Consider the following 14,836-nt stretch of genomic DNA (forward strand, 5'->3'; position numbering starts at 1 on the left):
GCGGCGCGGGGGTCCGGATCGTCGCATCGAATCCGTCGATCGGTCGGATCGACGCCTGCGATGCTCGCAAGGCGTCAACAGGGTGGCACGCAGCACGCATTCCCGCTGTGAGCGAGGACACGGCCGTGTGCACCCGGTCGGGCCCGGCGTGGCAGGCTGGCCCGATGAGCACCGACGTCACCGCCCTGATCGCCGAGGTCGAGTCCGCCGAGCGCCAGCTCGTCCTGTCCCGCTTCACGCACGACGACGCGTGGCGGCTTGGCTGCCTGCTCGTCGAGCTGGCCACCGAGCGGGACCTGCCGGTCACGATCGACGTGCGCAAGGGCACCCAGCAGGTGTTCCACGCGGCGCGAGAGGGCACGACGGCGGACAACGACTCGTGGGTGGAGCGCAAGGTGCGTGTCGTGTACCGGTTCGGGGCGTCGTCGTACCTCGTCGGTCTGCGCGCCCGCGCCCAGGGCCGGGACTTCAACGAGACGCACCAGCTGCCGCTGCAGGAGTACGCGGCGCACGGCGGGGCGTTCCCGGTCCGGGTCGAGGGTGTCGGGATCGTCGGGGTGGCGACCGTGTCCGGGCTGGCCCAGGGCGACGACCACGCGCTCGCGGTGGAGGCCCTGCGCTCCTTCGCCCCGCCGACGGCCTGACGCACCGTACGGTGTGCCCGTGACCGCACTCCTCCTCGCGAACGCGCGCCGCGCGGGCCGGTTCGACGGACTCGTGGACGTCGCTCTCGACGGTGGCCGGGTCGTCGCCGTCGTCCCGGCCGGCGAGCGCTCGGCCGCCGGGCTGCCCTCGGGCCCGCCGCCCGAGACCGTGGACCTCGACGGGCGTGTGCTGATCCCGGGCCTGTGGGACGCCCACACCCACCTCACGCAGTGGGCGCTGGTACGGCACCGCCTGGACGTCTCGGAGGCCACCAGCCCCGCGCACGCCGCGGCCCTGGTCCGCGCGCGGGTGCACGGCGCGACGACGCCGGTGCCGCAGGGCCAGCCGCTCGTCGGCTACGGGTTCCGCTGGGCCGGCTGGGACACCGAGCCCACGGCCGCCCACCTGGACGAGGCCGTCGGCGACGTGCCGGTCATCCTGCTCTCCGGTGACCTGCACAGCGCGTGGGCCTCCTCGGCCGGGCTGCGCTACCTCGGGATCGCCTACCACCCGACGGGGCTGCTGCGCGAGGAGGAGTGGATGCCCGCCAGCCCGCGCATCGTCGCGGTGGACGACGACGTCGCCGACGAGCTGGTGGCCGACGCCGCCCGCGCGGCCGCCGAGCGGGGCGTCGTGGGCGTGGTCGACTTCGAGGTGGCGGACAACCTCGCGGTCTGGCGCCGCCGGCTGGCACGCGGCTGGGGCGGTCTGCGGGTGCGTGCCGCGGTGTGGGAGCAGTACCTCGACGCGGTCCTGGCGGCCGGCCTGACCGACGGCGACCCGCTGACGGACGGCGCCGGGCTCGTCACCCAGGGTCCGCTGAAGGTCATCAGCGACGGCTCGCTCAACACCCTCACCGCGTTCTGCTTCGACGAGTACGCGGGGCTGGCGGGCGACGGGGCCCACGGGATCCTCAACATCGCGACCGACCAGCTCGTGCCGCTGATGTCCCGCGCCCGCGACGGCGGGCTGCGCTGCGCGATCCACGCGATCGGCGACCGCGCCAACTCCCTGGCGCTGGACGCGTTCGCGGCGTCGGCGGCGCGCGGCTCGATCGAGCACGCGCAGCTCCTGCGGCCCGACGACGTCGCCCGGTTCGCGGCGCTGGGCGTCACGGCGAGCGTGCAGCCCGAGCACGCGATGGACGACCGCGACATCGCCGAGGAGCTGTGGCCCGACCGCACGGCGCGGGCGTTCCCGCTCGCCGACCTGCGCCGCGCCGGGGTGCGGCTCACCCTCGGGTCGGACGCCCCCGTCGCCCCCCTCGACCCGTGGGCCGCGGTCGCCGCGGCCGTCACCCGCTCGCGGGACGGCCGCGAGCCCTGGCACCCGGAGCAGAGCCTCGACCTGCGCACGGCCCTCGAGGCCTCGGTGGACGGCCGGTCGCTGGACCTCGACGCCGGAGGGCCGGCCGACCTGGCGGTGCTCGACGTCGACCCGCTCTCCGTCGACCCGGACGGCCTGCGCGAGATGCCGGTCGCCGGCACGCTCGTGGCGGGGGAGTGGACGCACCGGACGTTCTGACGGGCCGACCCCGCGACGCCGCCGCGCACCGGCCCCGGGGCGCGGCCCGGGGCCGGTACCCGGTCAGCCGCCGACGGCCGCGATCTCGCCGACCTCCGCGAGCAGCGTGTCCCGCGCCGCGCCGTCGGGCACGTGCTTCGTGATCGTGGCGGTGAGCCGCTCCCAGTCCTCGGCGTCGAGCGCGGACAGCAGCTGCCGGAGCTGCCCGGTGCTCACGTCGAGCCCGGCCAGCCGGGACCGGAGGCCCGCTGCCGTGACGACGACGGCGAAGGTGCTCGTCGCGGTCGCCTCGCCGCCCTCGCCGGCCACGGTCGCGACCACGGAGTGCTCGCCGAGCGCGAGGTCGGCGGCGGCGACCGAGGTGCCGTTGTCCACCGGGTCGCCGTCGAGGGTGAGGGACACCTCGTCGGCGTCGGTCGCGGTCGCCGCGACGACGACGGTGTCGCCGCGCTCGACGGCGGCACCGTCGGCGGGGGCGACGACCCGCACCGTCGGCGTGGCGGGCTCGGGCGCCACGACCTGGCCCTGCGCCGTCTTCCAGCCCGCGAGCTCGCCCGCACGGTCCGTGATGATGCCGTCCACGCCGACGTCCGTGAGCTCGCGCCACTGGCCGGCGCTGTTCGCGGTCCAGGCGAAGACGCCGACACCGGCGGCGTTGAGGTCGGCGACGGCGCTCGGCCGGGCCAGGGCGTCGGCCGCGGGCGGGTTGTAGTAGTCGAGGCCGAGCTCGGCCGCCGTGGCGACCGGGTCCGCCGACAGGTTGCCCAGCAGGCCGATCGGGATCTGCGGCGCACGCTCGCGGGCGTACCGGAGGGCGTTCGCGTCGAAGGACTGGACGACGACCCGGTCGTCGAGGCCCGCGTCCACGATCATGTCGACCACCCGGTGCACCTCCGCGCGCGTCTCCGGCCCCTTGATCTCCAGCAGCATCCCGGAGGGCCCGGTCTCCATGAGGTCGAGCATCTGGGCGAAGGTCGGTGCCGGCTGCCAGCGGTACGCCGGGCTGAACCACGAACCCGCCTCGAGGCTCGTGAAGTCGTCGGACGCCAGCGCCGCCACGTCGCCCGTGCCGTCCGTCGTGCGGTCGACCCGCTGGTCGTGCAGCACGATCGGCACGCCGTCGGCCGTGGTGTGGACGTCGATCTCGACCCACTCGGCACCGGTCCGCATCGCCGCGGCGTACGCCGCCAGGGTGTTCTCCGGCGTGACGGCGGAGTAGCCGCGGTGGGCGGCCACCTGGGGCAGCTCGCCGTCGTCGAGCACGGGGGAGCGCGGCTCGATCTCGGTCACGACGACGTCGTCGATGCTGATGCGGGCGCCGTCGTACGAGAAGCCGAGCACGCCGTCGTCGGACCGTCCGATGCGGCCCTCGAGGACCTCGGTGCCGTCGAAGATCCACGTGGCGTGCGCGCCCTGCACCTCGATCGCGATGCGAACGTCGTCCCCGACCCCGGCGTCGGACGGGGCCGCGGCCGTGGAGGGCACGTTCCACGCGTTGCCCGCGGTGCGCTCGGCGATCTCGATGCCGTTGCTCGCCGTCGTGGTGCTGCGCATCGCGGCCTGCCACCAGGGCACACCGCCGGAGGGGTCGATGTCGAGGATCGGCGCGAGCCACCGGCTCGGGTTGTTGACCGCCTCGAACCGGACGGTGGCCTCGAGACGATAGTTGTCCAGGTGCGGGCCGAACGTGATCCGGCCGATGCTCGCGGGCTGGGCGACGAGCCGGCCGTCCTGCACGGCCCAGTCGCCGGCCACGGCGTTCCAGCCCTCGGGGAGCTCGCCGTCCGCGACGGCGTCGAAGTCCTGGGCGTAGGCGACGTCGCCGGGCTCGGCAGCCGCGGTGGTCGTCACGGTGGTGAGCGGTGCGGCGACGGCCAGTGCGAGGACGGTGGCCGCGCCCGTGAGGGCGGTCCGTCGGCGTCGGCGAACGGTCGGGGTACGGGGCACGATGGCACTCCTCCTGCGTCGGGGATGGCCCTTCGGACGCTATGGACGCCGGGTGAGCAGCGACCCGACCAGGGGGTGAAGCGCGGTCGACCGGCAGGGGAACACCTGGTTGGCTGGGTGCATGGCCGCCGACAGCGACCCCGTGAGCGACACCGACGGCGGTATGCCCGACGACGTCGCGACCGCGCGCCTGCGCTCGCGGCTCGCAGAGGTCGAGGCGCGGATCACCGCGCAGCGCCGTCTCGTCGACGGGATCGTCGCCTCCGTGCGCGGCGAGAACGTCGACGACGAGCACGACCCCGAGGGCGCCACCCTGGCGTGGGAGCGCCAGCAGGCCGTGGCGCTCGCCGCGGAGGCCGCCACCGAACGGGACGAGCTGCTCGCGGCGCTCGACCGCGTGGCCGCCGGGACCTACGGCGTCTGCGAGGTGTGCGGCCGCCCGATCCCGGCGGGGCGGCTGGAGGTCCGGCCGGCGGCGACCCGCTGCGTGGAGCACGCCCGCTGACCCCGGCGCGGAGGGCGACCGGCGGTGCAGCGAAGATCCGGGGCTGCGCGCGGCGTGGCAGCATGGCCGGGTGCAGGTCCAGCCGATGACGTCCGACGGCGTGGTGGGGCACGTCGTCGCCCTGGTCCTGGCGCGTCCCGCCGACCGGCCGGTGCGTCTCCTGGTCGACGGCCACCCGTCGACCCAGCCTGCGGTCCTCGCTGACGCCCTGGTCGATCCGCTCCAGACGGCCGGGCGGCCCGTCGCGCGCGTGCGGACCCGGGACTTCTGGCGGCCCGCGTCGCTGCGGCTCGAGCAGGGCCGCCGCGACCCCGACGCGCTGCTGGACGAGTGGATCGACGTCGACGGCCTCAACCGGGAGGTCCTCACCTCCGTGGCCCGGCGGGGCCGGTGGCTGCCCACGCTGCGCGACCCGGAGACCGACCGGTCCACACGCGCGGCGCCCGTCGACGCCCTGCCCGGCACCGTCGTCGTGCTCGACGGATCCCTGTCCCTGGGCCGCGGGCTGGACGTCGATCTCACCGTCCACCTCGCGCTGCGGCCCGCGACCGAGACCCGCAACACCCCCCTCGAGGACGCCTGGACCCTGGCCGCGTACGGGCGCTACCGGCGGGAGACCGGCCCCGAGCGGATCGCCGACGTCGTCGTCCGCTCCGACCACCCGGACCGGCCCGCAGTGGTGGTGCACTGACCCGCCGCGGTCCCAGATGTGAGCATCGGCGACCTGCGTGATGGTCGAGTCAGGTCAGGAAGCGGCCACGGGAGATCGGCACGGACCGGCGGACGTCGGTACCGGACCGGTACGTGTCGGCTCCCTCCGTGCGAACGCCCCCAGCGGGCGGAGCGGAGGCAATCATGAGTGACACGTCCTACCCGCCGAGGTCCGGCGCAGCCCCCACGACCGGCCCGGCGCCGGGATCGTCGAGCGGCAGCAGCCGGGGTGACGGCGCTCGCGAGCGCGCGTCGCAGACGGCGTCGCACGCGGCCGACGCCGGCCGTGACGTCGCCCACGAGGCCCAGGAACGTGCGGGGGAGGTCGCGCACGAGGCGGCCGACCGCGCCAAGGACCTGTTCGGCGAGGCGCAGAAGCAGGCCTCGTCGCAGGTGTCCGAGCAGCAGGGCCGGTTGGCGGAGGGCCTGCGTCATCTCGGCTCCGAGCTGGACCAGATGAGCCGGAGCAGCGACGACCCCGGGTACGCGAGCCAGGCGGCCGATCGCGGCTCGCAGGCCGCGAACCAGCTCGCCGACTGGTTCGAGCAGCGCGAGCCGGGCGACGTCCTGCACGAGGTCGAGGACTTCGCGCGACGGCGTCCGGGAGCGTTCATCGCGATCGCCGCCGGAGCCGGCCTCGTCGTCGGGCGCCTGCTGCGCGGCGCCAAAGACGGCGGCACGTCGGGCTCGTCGGGCTCGTCGAGCAGGTCCGGGTCCTCCCCGGCGCACCTGTCCACGGGCGTCGGCCCCGACGCCAGCGCTGCCACCGGGCCCGTCACCGGTGTCCCGACCGGCAGCCCGACCGGCACGTCGACCGGTGGCTACGGAACCACCCCGGGCGCCGTGCCCGCGACGACGGGAGGTATCTCCGATGTCGACCGACCCTGACGCGCACCGTTTCAGCGAGGCGGACCGGACCGTGCCGCGTCGCACGGGGACGTTCAGCGGCGCGTCCGGCACCGCGGGCACCGACCCCGGGCAGCGGAGCCTCGGCGAGCTCGTCTCGGAGGTGACGCAGGACCTCTCGACGCTGATGCGTCAGGAGATCGAGCTGGCCAAGGCCGAGGCCACCGAGTCCGCCAAGAACGCGGGCAAGGGCGCCGGGCTGCTCGGGGGCGCCGGCTACAGCGCCGGGATGACCGCCTTCTTCCTCTCGGTGGCGCTGTGGTGGGCGCTCGGCACCCTGATGGGTCTGGGCTGGTCCGCCCTGGTCGTGGCGGTGATCTGGGCCGTCGTCGCCGGCGTGCTCGCTGCCGTGGGCCGCAAGGAGGTCCAGCGCACGCAGGGCCTTCCCCGCACCACGGACTCCCTGAAGAAGATTCCCCACGCACTGCGAGGACAAGAGGAGAAGAACCCATGAGCACCACCGACCCGGACCAGGTCCGCGCTGACATCGAACGCACCCGCCGCGAGCTGAGCGAGGACGTCGACACGCTGGGTGAGCACGTCCGGCCCAGCTCGGTCGCGCACCGCCAGACCGATCGCGCCAAGGCGGGCATGCACCGCCTGCGCGACCGCGTGATGGGCTCCGCGAAGTCCTCGAGCCACCAGGCGGGCGACTCCGTGAAGAACGCGGCGAGCAACGTCGGTGACAAGGTCAGCGGCGCACCGCAGGCCGTCAAGGAGCAGACCCGGGGCAACCCGGTGGCCGTGGGCGTCGTGGCGTTCGGCCTCGGCCTCCTGGCGGCCTCGGTGCTCCCGGCCACGCGCCAGGAGGCGGAGGCGGCGACCAGGGTCAAGGAGGCCGCCGAGCCGCTCGTCGAGGACGTCAAGGAGGCAGGCAGCAGCATGGCCGAGGGCCTGCGCGGCACGGCCCAGGAGCACGCCCAGGGCCTCAAGGAGTCCGCCACGGAGGCCGGCCGTGACGTCGCCGGGCACGGCAAGGAGTCCGCGCAGGACGTGGCCGGCGAGGCGCGGGGCGGGTCCTCCGGGACCTGACCCGGCGCCCGGCCGGTTCGAGGGGCCACGACGGCGGCAGCCCGTCCCCGCGGAGGGGGCGGGCTGCCGCTGTGCCGGGGCGAGCGGTCTCGCGGGCCGGTCGGGGCTCGCATTTGGCGGCGATGAGGACGATCATGCTGCCCACCGCCGTCGGCCCGCCGGCCGCGGGCGGCGGCCCGAGGAGGAACCATGATCGTCGCACCGTTCGGCCGCTTCACCGAGGGCCGCGTGCCCGACCCGGGGATCGCGGCGCTGTTCACGCGCGAGAACCGGTGGCAGGCCCGGCTCGACGTCGAGGCCGCGTTGGCGCTCGCCGAGGCGGACGCCGGCGTCATCCCGAAGGAGTCCGCCCGCGCCATCGCGTTGACGGCCCGCATCGAGAAGCTCGACATCAAGCGGGTCCTCGCGGCGACGGCGGAGGCCAGCCACCCGCTGGTGCCGCTGATCGAGGAGTTCGCCCGCGCCGTCGGCTCCAAGCACGGCGGCTGGGTGCACTGGGGCGCGACGACGCAGAACATCACCCAGACCGCCGACGTCCTGGTGCTGCGCGACGCCCACCGGGTGCTCCTGCACCAGCTCTCCCGGGTGCTGCGCTCGGCGGCGGGTCTGGCCGAGCGGTCGGCGGAGCTGCCGATGGCGGGCCGCACCCACTCGCAGCACGCCGTCCCGGTCACGTTCGGTTTCAAGGTCGCCGTGTGGATCGACCAGCTCGTGGCGCACACCGAGCGCCTCGAGCGCCTCGACGACCGGCTGTTCTGCGTCCTGATGGGTGGCGCGGCCGGGACGTTCGCCTCCTTCGGGGACGCCGGCCGGGTCATCGAGGCGGGAGTGGCGCACCGGCTGGGCCTGCACCCGATGCGCGTCCCGTCGCGGTCGATCAACGACGGGATCGTCGAGCTCGTGCTCGTCCTCGCGCAGCTCGCCGGCACCATCGGCAAGATCGCCAAGGACGTCTACGCGCTCATGCAGCCCGAGTTCGCCGAGGCCTTCGAGCCGGTGCCCGAGGGCACCGTCGGGTCGTCGACCATGCCGCACAAGCGCAACCCGCAGCTCGCGCTCGACCTGCTGACGATGTCCGCGGAGCTGCGGGCGCTCGCCGCCCCGGCGCTGGAGTCGATGCTGCACGACCAGGAGGCCAACGGCGCCATGACGGCGCTGCTGGAGGACGTGGCGGCGTCGGCGGCGGTCCTGGCGGGGGACATGCTCGCCCGGATGGAGGTCATCGTGGGCGGGCTGGTGCTCGACCCGGCGCGGATGCGGGACAACATCAGCCTCTCGGCCGGGATGATCGGCTCGGAGTCGCTGATGCTCGCCCTCGGGGAGAAGATCGGGCGCCAGAAGGCGCACGACGTCGTGTTCGACGTCGCGCAGGCGGCCGCGCGGCGGGACCGCCCGTTCGTCGAGATGCTGCTGGACGAGCCGGTGGTCGCGGGGGCCTTCGACCGCGCCGAGCTCGGCGAGCTCATCGACCCCGCCGCCTACCTGGGGCTGAGCGCGGAGATCGCTGGCGAGCTCGCCGCCTGCGCGACGACGACGGCCGACCGGCTGGACGCTCTGCCGGCGCGCGCGCCGCTCATGACCCGCTGACGGAGCTGCTGTTGCGCAATGTCGACCGAGGCGCCAAAGTGGTACGCGTCACGGTCTGACGAGCAGGGGGCTCTGCATGGCACGCGCAGGCGGCAGCACGGGGGCGACCGGCCTCCGCCGCTGGACGCTGCGCGCCGCCGGGGTCGCGCTCGGGACCGCCGTGACCAGCCTCTGCCTCGCCACGGGTGCATCGGCCGACGACGGCGGGTCCGACGACCGCTCCGGCGGCGGCCTGCTCGCGGGGGTCGTGAAGGCGACGACCGACCACGTCACCGACCCGCTGCTGGACACGGTGGGCAAGACGGTCGAGCAGGTGACCGAACCCGTCACCAAGACGGTCGAGAAGGTGACCGAGAAGGCCACGCCGCCCGCTGAGAAGCCGGCCGCTGAGAAGCCGGCCGCTGAGAAGCCTGCCGCTGAGAAGCCTGCGGCGGAGAAGCCAGTGAAGCCCGCGGAGAAGCCGGCCGACAAGCCGGTCGAGAAGCCCGCGGAGAAGCCGGCCGACAAGCCGGCCGACAAGCCGGTCGACAAGCCCGCGCCGAAGCCGGCCGCCGAGCAGCCGGACAAGCAGCCGGCGACGACTGACGGATCGGCGGCCCAGCCGGACGAAGCGTCCGCAGAGCCCGCCGAGGCCGACGGCACCGAGCCTCCCGAGGATGCCACCACGGAGACCTCGGGGACGACGACGGAGCCGACCGAGGAGCCGACCGAGGCGCCGAGCGGCCCGGTCAGCGGACTCCTCGACACCGTCGCGGGCGGCGTGGTGGCGCCGGTCACCGAGACGGTCGGCGGGACGCTCGAGGCCGTCGTCGACCCCGCGACCGGTGGGCTCGCGCCGGTGACCGACGCGACCGGCGAGGTCGTGGCAGGTGTCACGGGCCCGGTGACCGAACCGCTCCAGCCGGTGACCGACGCCGTCGGCGAGGCGCTCCGCCCCGTCACGGAGGCGACGGCGCCCGTGCTCGAGCCGGTGGGCTCCCTGGTGGTATCGGTGACCGACGGGCTGGACCCGGTGGTCGCGCCCGTCGCGGCCGTCGTCGAGCCCGTGGTCGATCCCGTGCTGGATGCCGCTTTGCCGGCCGTGGGTGCCCTGGTCCCGGTCGTGGACGTCCTGGAACCGGTCCTCGAGCCGGTCGTGCGGCCCGTCGTCGACGTGGTGCGCCCCGTGGTGCGCCCTGTGGTCGATGCCGTCGAGCCGGTCCTGGACCCTGTGGTCGACCTCGTCGAGCCGGTGGTGCGGCCCGTGGTGCGCCCCGTCGGTCCCGTCATCGACGCGGTGGACCCGGTCCTCGATCCCGTGGTCGACGTGGTCGACCCGGTGCTGGACCCGGTGGTCGACGTCGTCCAGCCCCCGGTGACCGCCGGCCCGGACGAGGGCCTCCCGGCCGTCACCGTTCCCTCCGCACCGGCCACCTCGCCGGCGCCCGCCGTCGAGGCGGCGAGCGGTGCCCCGGAGACGGTGGGCGCCCGGACCGCACCGGCCGCCACGCCGGTCGTGGTTCCCGACACCTCGGCCCTCCAGGGACCGGCCGCGCCGGTCCTCGCGGGGACCACCACCTTCACGGCCGACGAGGCCTCGTCCGCCCCGTCCGCCCCGCACGACGCAGGCACGTTCGGGCACGACGCGCCCGAGGCCCCGGCCGGCACCGCCGCCGTGGGCACCACCAGCTCCTCCACCTCTGCGCGCGGAGGTGCGGGCCACGGCGACCTGGTCGCGCAGCTCGCTCCCGCGTCGCACGCCGGCGCCGGCCACTGGCTGCTGCCGGCCGACGAGGCCTTCGCACCGCTGCCGGTGCGCGACTTCGAGATCCCTGTCTCTCCTGCCTGACGTGGCCACGTCGCGCCGCTGAGCGCGACCAGCCGCGGGTGGCGTCTGCTGCCCGTTCCTACGTCACACGGCAGGAGAGAACTATGCGTACGAACGCGCGACGGGTGCTGCAGGCAGTGCTCGTCACGGGCGGCCTCGTGGTCGCCGGGGCCTATTCGGCCCATGCTGCGGAGGACGACGTCGTCGACGTCGAGATCGGCGAGGACACCTCGGTCGACCTGAACCTCGAAGAGGTCTCGGAGGAGGTGTCGGACGCGTCCCTGGACACGCCCGTCGACCTCCCCGAGGTCGACACCCAGCCGGTCGAGACCGTCGTCGACGACCTCGTCGGCGAGGACGGCCCGGTGGACGACCTCCTCGGTGCCGACGAGCCGAGCGAGACCACCACGGACGACGTCGTCGACGTCGTCGCGGAGGACGTCAGCCAGACCGTCGAGGACGTCACCTCCGGTGACGTCGAGGCCGTCGTGGACGACGTCGTGGCCGAGGACGGCGTCGTGGACGACGTGCTCGAGGACGGCGGCGCAGACGCCGCCGTCGAGGACGTGGTCGAGACCACGGAGACGGTCGACGAGGCGCTCGGGACGGACGGTGCCGTCGAGGAGACTGCGTCGTCCGTCCTCGGGGAGGACGGGCTGGTCGACGACGTCGTCGGTCCGGACGAGCCGGAGGAGGGCGTGACGGACGGCGTCGTGGAAGAGGTCGTCGAGGACGTCGACACGACGGTCGACGACGCCCTGGAAGGTGACGTCGAGGCGGTCGTGGACGACGTGGTCGCCGAGGACGGCGTCGTGGACGACGTGCTGGAGGACGGCGGGGTGGACACGGTCGTCGCGGACGTCGTGGACACGACCGGTGCGGTCGACGAGGTGCTGGGTACCGATGGTGAGGTCGAGGGCCTGGTCGACGGGCTGGTGGGTGACGAGGGCGTGGTGGACGACGTCGTCGGTGCCGACGAGCCCGAGGCCGGTCTGACCGACGAGGTCGTCGAGGAGCTGCTCGACGACGTCGACTCCACGCTGGACAGCGCCCTCGAGGGTGACCTCGACGGTGTGGTCCGCGACGTCCTCGACCAGGACGGCGTCGTGGACGACGTGCTGGAGGACGGCGGGGTGGACACGGTCGTCGCGGACGTCGTGGACACGACCGGTGCGGTCGACGAGGTGCTGGGTACCGATGGTGAGGTCGAGGACCTGGTCGGCGGACTGATCGGTGAGGACGGGCTGGTCGACGACATCGTCGGTCCGGACGAGCCGGAGGAGGGCGTCACGGACGGCCTGCTCGACGAGCTCCGCAACGACCTCAACGAGACGGTCACGGACCTGCTGGAGCTCGATCTCGTCGGCGTGGTGGACGACGTCCTCGCCGAGGACGGCATCGTCGACGACATCCTCGAGAACGGGACGACGGACACGGATCCGGGCACGGACCCGGGCACGGACCCGGGAACTGACCCGGGAACTGACCCGGGCACGGACCCGGGGACCGATCCGGGCACGGATCCGGGGACTGACCCGGGGACCGATCCGGGCACGGATCCGGGCACGGATCCGGGCACGGACCCGGGGACCGATCCCGGTACGGACCCCGGTACTGACCCGGGCACCAACTCGGGTGACGGCACCGGCACGGATTCCGGCTCCACGCCGGGCACCGGGTCGTTCGGCGGCGTGACCGGCACCGTCTCGGGCGGGGGCCCGGGCACGGTGACGGTTGCCGCCGAGGGGACGACGGGAGCGGAGGCGCTGGCGACGACCGGCGCGAGCTCCGGTCAGCTCGCCGCCCTGGCCGTGCTGCTCATGGTGGCGGGCACCGTGCTCGCCGCTCGACGTCGCCGGCTGCCGGTCGGCTGACACCGCGCACCACTGAGCCGGTGCGGGCGTGGGACGTCGCAGGGGGGCGACCCACGACCGCACCGGCTGTGCGCCCGGGTCATGCCGCAGGCCCGGGAGGTGTGCGTCAGGCCAGCTCGCGCAACGTGTCGGCGAGGCGGTCGAGCGCCCCGGGCACCGGCGCGTAGTAGGACCACCGGCCGCGCTGCGTGCGGCTGAGGAGCCCGGCGTCGACCAGGATCTTCAGGTGGTGGCTGACCGTCGGCTGGCTCAGTCCGACGGGTTCGGTGAGGTCGCAGACGCAGGCCTCGCCCTCGGCGGCCGCGGTGACGGTGGACAGCAGCAGCACACGCGTCGGGTCGCCCAGCGCCTTGAAGACACGAGCGACGCGCTGCGCCTCCTCGGTGTCGACGGCGGCGCGCGCGGGCGTGCAGCAGGTCGGGGACGCGAGGGGCAGCGCGGTGGTCATGCCCTCTATGTTGCCACGCATCGAAGTTTGTGGATACGTTGTGGTCGACACATTGAAGTTCTTCGATGAGGGAGCGTGGCATGGAGACGACGACGCAGCACCCGGTCGTGGTGATCGGCGCGGGGCCCGTGGGGCTCGCCGCGGCGGCACATCTGCTGGAGCGTGGGCTCGAACCGCTGGTGCTCGAGGCCGGCGCGGGACCGGGGGCCGCCGTCGGCGACTGGGGCCACGTGCGCCTCTTCTCGCCGTGGCGCTACTGCATCGACGCGGCCGCACGTCGGCTGCTCGAGGCGGGCGGGTCGTGGCGCGAACCGGACCTGGACTCGCTGCCCACGGGCGCCGATCTGGTGCGCGACTACCTCGCCCCCCTCGCCGCGACGCCCGCCCTGGCCGACCGCGTCCGCTACGGCACCCGCGTCACCGCCGTCGCCCGCCAGGGCGCCGACCGCACGCGCTCGCTCGGACGGGAACGCCAGCCCTGGTTGGTCCGCACGGAGGCCGACGGCGTCACGCAGGACGTGCTGGCCGCCGCCGTCGTCGACGCCTCGGGCACCTACGGGCAGCCGAACCCTCTCGGTGGCAGCGGGCTGCCGGCCGTGGGGGAGCAGGAGGCGGAACCGTTCCTCGCCGGCCCGCTGCCGGACGTGCTGGGCCGCGACCGCGACCGCTTCGCCGGCCGCCGGACCCTCGTGGTCGGGATGGGGCACTCCGCGGCGAACACGCTGCTCGCGCTGACCCGCCTGGCCGAGGAGGTCCCCGGCACCGAGGTCGTCTGGGCCATCCGTGGCGGGTCACCGCGCCGGCTCTTCGGCGGTGGCACCGACGACGAGCTGCCCGCCCGCGGGCTCCTGGGAACCCGGCTGCGCGAGGCCGTCGAGGCCGGCCGGCTCGAGCTGTGGACGCGGACCACGATCGAACGCCTCGCGGCGGCCGACGGACAGGTCGTGGTCTCCGGCGTCGGGCGGGCCCCGGGCGCCCGGGAGGGAGGCGCGTTCGAGTGGCGCGTCGACGTGATCTCGGCGGCCACCGGGTTCCGCCCCGACCTCGACATGCTCCGCGAGGTCCGTCTCGACCTGGACGACGTCGTCGAGGCCCCGGCGCGGCTGGCACCGCTCATCGACCCGAACCTGCACTCCTGCGGCACCGTGTCACCGCACGGCGAGAGCGTCCTGGCCCACCCCGACGAGGGGTTCTACCTCGTGGGCATGAAGTCGTACGGCCGGGCGCCCACCTTCCTGCTCGCCACGGGCTACGAGCAGGTGCGCTCCGTGGCCGCAGCCCTGGCCGGCGACCGCGCCGCGGCGGACGCCGTGGAGCTGGAGCTGCCCGAGACCGGCGTCTGCTCGTCGGACCTGGCAGGCGACGAGGAGCTCACCGGCGGCGCGTGCTGCGGGACGGCTCCGGCAGAACCGGCGGCCGCCGCCGGGCCCCAGCTCGTCGAGCTCACGGTCGGGCCCCGCTGAGCCACGCCCCGCGGGTGCTCGCGTGTGCGCAGCACCCGTGGGAGTCTGGGGTCATGACCGGCGACCGGGCGCGCAGGCTCCTGCCGACGGCGGCGCTCGCCGTCGTCGTCCTCGTCGCCCTCACGGCGTGCGCGGCCGGGCCCAACCCCACCCTCGACACCGCGTCGACCGTGCTCGGCGAACCGGCCGGCTTCTGGCTCGGCCTCTGGCAGGGGATGATCCTGCCGGTCACGTTCGTGGTCTCGCTGTTCACCGACACGGTCTCGGTGTACGAGGTCCACAACAACGGCAACTGGTACGACGTCGGCTACGTGCTCGGCATCTCGTTCGTCTTCGGCGGCCCGCTCGGCGCGAGCCGAGCGCGTCGCTGACTACCTCGGCAGGGGC

At 74.7% G+C, this 14,836-nt stretch carries 14 protein-coding genes; 12 read left to right on the forward strand and 2 right to left on the reverse strand.

Annotation, left to right across the window (positions count from 1 at the left end; translation table 11 throughout):
- The first annotated feature begins 164 nt into the window (after positions 1 to 164).
- Both BCL65_RS00850 and BCL65_RS00855 read left to right on the forward strand, forming a co-directional pair.
- A complete protein-coding gene (locus BCL65_RS00850; RefSeq protein WP_106265122.1) occupies positions 165 to 644 on the forward strand; it encodes a heme-degrading domain-containing protein in 480 nt (159 codons plus the stop codon).
- 19 nt (positions 645 to 663) lie between these two features.
- Complete coding sequence (locus tag BCL65_RS00855; RefSeq protein ID WP_374956666.1) at positions 664 to 2,169, forward strand: amidohydrolase; 1,506 nt, start codon at positions 664 to 666, stop codon at positions 2,167 to 2,169.
- A 63-nt stretch (positions 2,170 to 2,232) separates the two neighbouring features.
- Here the strand turns inward: BCL65_RS00855 and BCL65_RS00860 are convergent, their stop codons facing one another.
- The gene (locus BCL65_RS00860; RefSeq protein WP_106264313.1) at positions 2,233 to 4,116 is read right to left on the reverse strand and encodes a glycerophosphodiester phosphodiesterase family protein; all 1,884 of its coding nucleotides are present in this window, start codon (positions 4,114 to 4,116) and stop codon (positions 2,233 to 2,235) included.
- Between the two features lie 121 nt (positions 4,117 to 4,237).
- Between BCL65_RS00860 and BCL65_RS00865 the strand changes: the two genes are divergently transcribed.
- The 8 genes from BCL65_RS00865 to BCL65_RS17875 all read left to right on the forward strand — a co-directional run bounded on the left by BCL65_RS00865 (position 4,238) and on the right by BCL65_RS17875 (position 12,538).
- Entirely contained in the window at positions 4,238 to 4,621 is a 384-nt protein-coding gene (locus tag BCL65_RS00865) for a TraR/DksA family transcriptional regulator (protein WP_243401091.1), read from the forward strand.
- 70 nt (positions 4,622 to 4,691) lie between these two features.
- Positions 4,692 to 5,312, forward strand: coding sequence for a uridine kinase (locus BCL65_RS00870; protein WP_106264315.1), 621 nt, complete (start codon positions 4,692 to 4,694; stop codon positions 5,310 to 5,312).
- Positions 5,313 to 5,476: 164 nt separating this feature from the next.
- Entirely contained in the window at positions 5,477 to 6,220 is a 744-nt protein-coding gene (locus BCL65_RS00875; RefSeq protein WP_106264317.1) for a hypothetical protein, read from the forward strand.
- The gene (locus BCL65_RS00880) at positions 6,204 to 6,692 is read left to right on the forward strand and encodes a phage holin family protein (protein WP_106264318.1); all 489 of its coding nucleotides are present in this window, start codon (positions 6,204 to 6,206) and stop codon (positions 6,690 to 6,692) included. Before BCL65_RS00875 ends, BCL65_RS00880 begins: the two co-directional genes overlap by 17 nt.
- Positions 6,689 to 7,270: a DUF3618 domain-containing protein gene (locus tag BCL65_RS18410; RefSeq protein ID WP_106264320.1), complete on the forward strand. Its 582-nt coding sequence runs from the start codon at positions 6,689 to 6,691 to the stop codon at positions 7,268 to 7,270. Before BCL65_RS00880 ends, BCL65_RS18410 begins: the two co-directional genes overlap by 4 nt.
- Positions 7,271 to 7,459: 189 nt before the next feature.
- The gene (locus BCL65_RS00890; RefSeq protein WP_106264321.1) at positions 7,460 to 8,857 is read left to right on the forward strand and encodes a class-II fumarase/aspartase family protein; all 1,398 of its coding nucleotides are present in this window, start codon (positions 7,460 to 7,462) and stop codon (positions 8,855 to 8,857) included.
- A gap of 76 nt (positions 8,858 to 8,933) precedes the next feature.
- A complete protein-coding gene (locus BCL65_RS00895) occupies positions 8,934 to 10,685 on the forward strand; it encodes a hypothetical protein (protein ID WP_106264323.1) in 1,752 nt (583 codons plus the stop codon).
- 83 nt (positions 10,686 to 10,768) lie between these two features.
- Positions 10,769 to 12,538, forward strand: a complete 1,770-nt coding sequence (locus BCL65_RS17875) for a hypothetical protein (protein ID WP_181340688.1) — start codon at positions 10,769 to 10,771, stop codon at positions 12,536 to 12,538.
- A gap of 106 nt (positions 12,539 to 12,644) precedes the next feature.
- Here the strand turns inward: BCL65_RS17875 and BCL65_RS00905 are convergent, their stop codons facing one another.
- On the reverse strand, positions 12,645 to 12,986 hold the full coding sequence (locus BCL65_RS00905; RefSeq protein WP_243401090.1) for an ArsR/SmtB family transcription factor: 342 nt from the start codon (positions 12,984 to 12,986) through the stop codon (positions 12,645 to 12,647).
- An 80-nt stretch (positions 12,987 to 13,066) separates the two neighbouring features.
- Between BCL65_RS00905 and BCL65_RS00910 the strand changes: the two genes are divergently transcribed.
- Both BCL65_RS00910 and BCL65_RS00915 read left to right on the forward strand, forming a co-directional pair.
- On the forward strand, positions 13,067 to 14,449 hold the full coding sequence (locus BCL65_RS00910) for an FAD-dependent oxidoreductase (RefSeq protein ID WP_106264327.1): 1,383 nt from the start codon (positions 13,067 to 13,069) through the stop codon (positions 14,447 to 14,449).
- Between the two features lie 53 nt (positions 14,450 to 14,502).
- Positions 14,503 to 14,820: a hypothetical protein gene (locus BCL65_RS00915; RefSeq protein WP_106264329.1), complete on the forward strand. Its 318-nt coding sequence runs from the start codon at positions 14,503 to 14,505 to the stop codon at positions 14,818 to 14,820.
- Positions 14,821 to 14,836: the final 16 nt, after the last annotated feature.

Origin of the sequence: Isoptericola halotolerans (genome assembly GCF_003003075.1) — a bacterium.
Classification (GTDB): domain Bacteria; phylum Actinomycetota; class Actinomycetes; order Actinomycetales; family Cellulomonadaceae; genus Isoptericola; species Isoptericola halotolerans_A.